The sequence below is a fragment of the Pseudomonas sp. SDO55104_S430 genome (assembly GCF_054070595.1).
Genome location: NZ_JBSVXG010000378.1, coordinates 1 through 3331 on the forward strand (window position 1 = coordinate 1; position 3331 = coordinate 3331).

At 51.4% G+C, this 3331-nt stretch carries 2 tRNA genes and 1 rRNA gene; all 3 read right to left on the minus strand.

Features of this window, described 5'->3' with window-relative positions:
* Positions 1-16: 16 nt before the first annotated feature.
* Positions 17-2908 (minus strand): 23S ribosomal RNA (locus ACW9JE_RS29665).
* 233 nt (positions 2909-3141) lie between these two features.
* Positions 3142-3217 (minus strand) — tRNA-Ala (locus ACW9JE_RS29670).
* 30 nt (positions 3218-3247) lie between these two features.
* Positions 3248-3324 (minus strand) — tRNA-Ile (locus ACW9JE_RS29675).
* Positions 3325-3331: the final 7 nt, after the last annotated feature.

Here is a 3331-nt window from a genome sequence, read left to right on the forward strand (position 1 = left end):
ATTGCTTGGGTGTTATATGGTCAAGCCTCACGGGCAATTAGTATCGGTTAGCTCAACGCCTCACAGCGCTTACACACCCGACCTATCAACGTCGTAGTCTTCGACGGCCCTTCAGGGAACTCAAGGTTCCAGTGAGATCTCATCTTGAGGCAAGTTTCCCGCTTAGATGCTTTCAGCGGTTATCTTTTCCGAACATAGCTACCCGGCAATGCCACTGGCGTGACAACCGGAACACCAGAGGTTCGTCCACTCCGGTCCTCTCGTACTAGGAGCAGCCCCTCTCAAATCTCAAACGTCCACGGCAGATAGGGACCGAACTGTCTCACGACGTTCTAAACCCAGCTCGCGTACCACTTTAAATGGCGAACAGCCATACCCTTGGGACCGGCTTCAGCCCCAGGATGTGATGAGCCGACATCGAGGTGCCAAACACCGCCGTCGATATGAACTCTTGGGCGGTATCAGCCTGTTATCCCCGGAGTACCTTTTATCCGTTGAGCGATGGCCCTTCCATACAGAACCACCGGATCACTAAGACCTACTTTCGTACCTGCTCGACGTGTCTGTCTCGCAGTCAAGCGCGCTTTTGCCTTTATACTCTACGACCGATTTCCGACCGGTCTGAGCGCACCTTCGTACTCCTCCGTTACTCTTTAGGAGGAGACCGCCCCAGTCAAACTACCCACCATACACTGTCCTCGATCCGGATAACGGACCTGAGTTAGAACCTCAAAGTTGCCAGGGTGGTATTTCAAGGATGGCTCCACGCAGACTGGCGTCCACGCTTCAAAGCCTCCCACCTATCCTACACAAGCAAATTCAAAGTCCAGTGCAAAGCTATAGTAAAGGTTCACGGGGTCTTTCCGTCTAGCCGCGGATACACTGCATCTTCACAGCGATTTCAATTTCACTGAGTCTCGGGTGGAGACAGCGCCGCCATCGTTACGCCATTCGTGCAGGTCGGAACTTACCCGACAAGGAATTTCGCTACCTTAGGACCGTTATAGTTACGGCCGCCGTTTACCGGGGCTTCGATCAAGAGCTTCGCGTTAGCTAACCCCATCAATTAACCTTCCGGCACCGGGCAGGCGTCACACCCTATACGTCCACTTTCGTGTTTGCAGAGTGCTGTGTTTTTAATAAACAGTCGCAGCGGCCTGGTATCTTCGACCGGCGTGGGCTTACGCAGCAAGTGCTTCACCCTCACCGGCGCACCTTCTCCCGAAGTTACGGTGCCATTTTGCCTAGTTCCTTCACCCGAGTTCTCTCAAGCGCCTTGGTATTCTCTACCCAACCACCTGTGTCGGTTTGGGGTACGGTTCCTGGTTATCTGAAGCTTAGAAGCTTTTCTTGGAAGCATGGCATCAACCACTTCGTCACCCAAAGGGTAACTCGTCATCAGCTCTCGGCCTTAAGATCCCGGATTTACCTAAGATCTCAGCCTACCACCTTAAACTTGGACAACCAACGCCAAGCTGGCCTAGCCTTCTCCGTCCCTCCATCGCAATAACCAGAAGTACAGGAATATTAACCTGTTTTCCATCGACTACGCTTTTCAGCCTCGCCTTAGGGACCGACTAACCCTGCGTCGATTAACGTTGCGCAGGAAACCTTGGTCTTTCGGCGTGGGTGTTTTTCACACCCATTGTCGTTACTCATGTCAGCATTCGCACTTCTGATACCTCCAGCAAGCTTCTCAACTCACCTTCACAGGCTTACAGAACGCTCCTCTACCGCATCACCTAAGTGATACCCGTAGCTTCGGTGTATGGTTTGAGCCCCGTTACATCTTCCGCGCAGGCCGACTCGACTAGTGAGCTATTACGCTTTCTTTAAAGGGTGGCTGCTTCTAAGCCAACCTCCTAGCTGTCTAAGCCTTCCCACATCGTTTCCCACTTAACCATAACTTTGGGACCTTAGCTGACGGTCTGGGTTGTTTCCCTTTTCACGACGGACGTTAGCACCCGCCGTGTGTCTCCCATGCTCGGCACTTGTAGGTATTCGGAGTTTGCATCGGTTTGGTAAGTCGGGATGACCCCCTAGCCGAAACAGTGCTCTACCCCCTACAGTGATACATGAGGCGCTACCTAAATAGCTTTCGAGGAGAACCAGCTATCTCCGAGCTTGATTAGCCTTTCACTCCGATCCACAGGTCATCCGCTAACTTTTCAACGGTAGTCGGTTCGGTCCTCCAGTCAGTGTTACCTAACCTTCAACCTGCCCATGGATAGATCGCCCGGTTTCGGGTCTATACCCAGCGACTAAACGCCCTATTAAGACTCGCTTTCGCTACGCCTCCCCTATTCGGTTAAGCTCGCCACTGAATATAAGTCGCTGACCCATTATACAAAAGGTACGCAGTCACCTAACAAAGTAGGCTCCCACTGCTTGTACGCATACGGTTTCAGGATCTATTTCACTCCCCTCTCCGGGGTTCTTTTCGCCTTTCCCTCACGGTACTAGTTCACTATCGGTCAGTCAGTAGTATTTAGCCTTGGAGGATGGTCCCCCCATATTCAGACAAAGTTTCTCGTGCTCCGTCCTACTCGATTTCATGACTAAGAGATTTTCGCGTACAGGGCTATCACCCACTATGGCCGCACTTTCCAGAGCGTTCCGCTAATCTCAAAGCCACTTAAGGGCTAGTCCCCGTTCGCTCGCCACTACTAAGGGAATCTCGGTTGATTTCTTTTCCTCAGGGTACTTAGATGTTTCAGTTCCCCTGGTTCGCCTCTTAAGCCTATGTATTCAGCTTAAGATAACCAGCTTATGCTGGCTGGGTTCCCCCATTCAGAGATCTCCGGATCAAAGTCTGTTTGCCGACTCCCCGAAGCTTTTCGCAGGCTACCACGTCTTTCATCGCCTCTGACTGCCAAGGCATCCACCGTATGCGCTTCTTCACTTGACCATATAACCCCAAGCAATCTGGTTATACTGTGAAGACGACATTCGCCGAAAATTCGCGATTAAACTCACAAATTTTACCTTAGCCTGATCCGTTACCAGTGAAAGTAACGTCCAGTCTATCTTTCTATCACATACCCAAATTTTTAAAGAACGAACTAGTCAAAGACTAGAAATCAACATTCATCATCGGTTCGATGGAATGCTCATTTCTAAGCTTTACTTCAGAAGCAGTAGTGGTGGAGCCAAGCGGGATCGAACCGCTGACCTCCTGCGTGCAAGGCAGGCGCTCTCCCAGCTGAGCTATGGCCCCGTATTTCTACAGGCGTTTCCCACACAAAATTGGTGGGTCTGGGCAGATTCGAACTGCCGACCTCACCCTTATCAGGGGTGCGCTCTAACCAACTGAGCTACAGACCCAATTTCG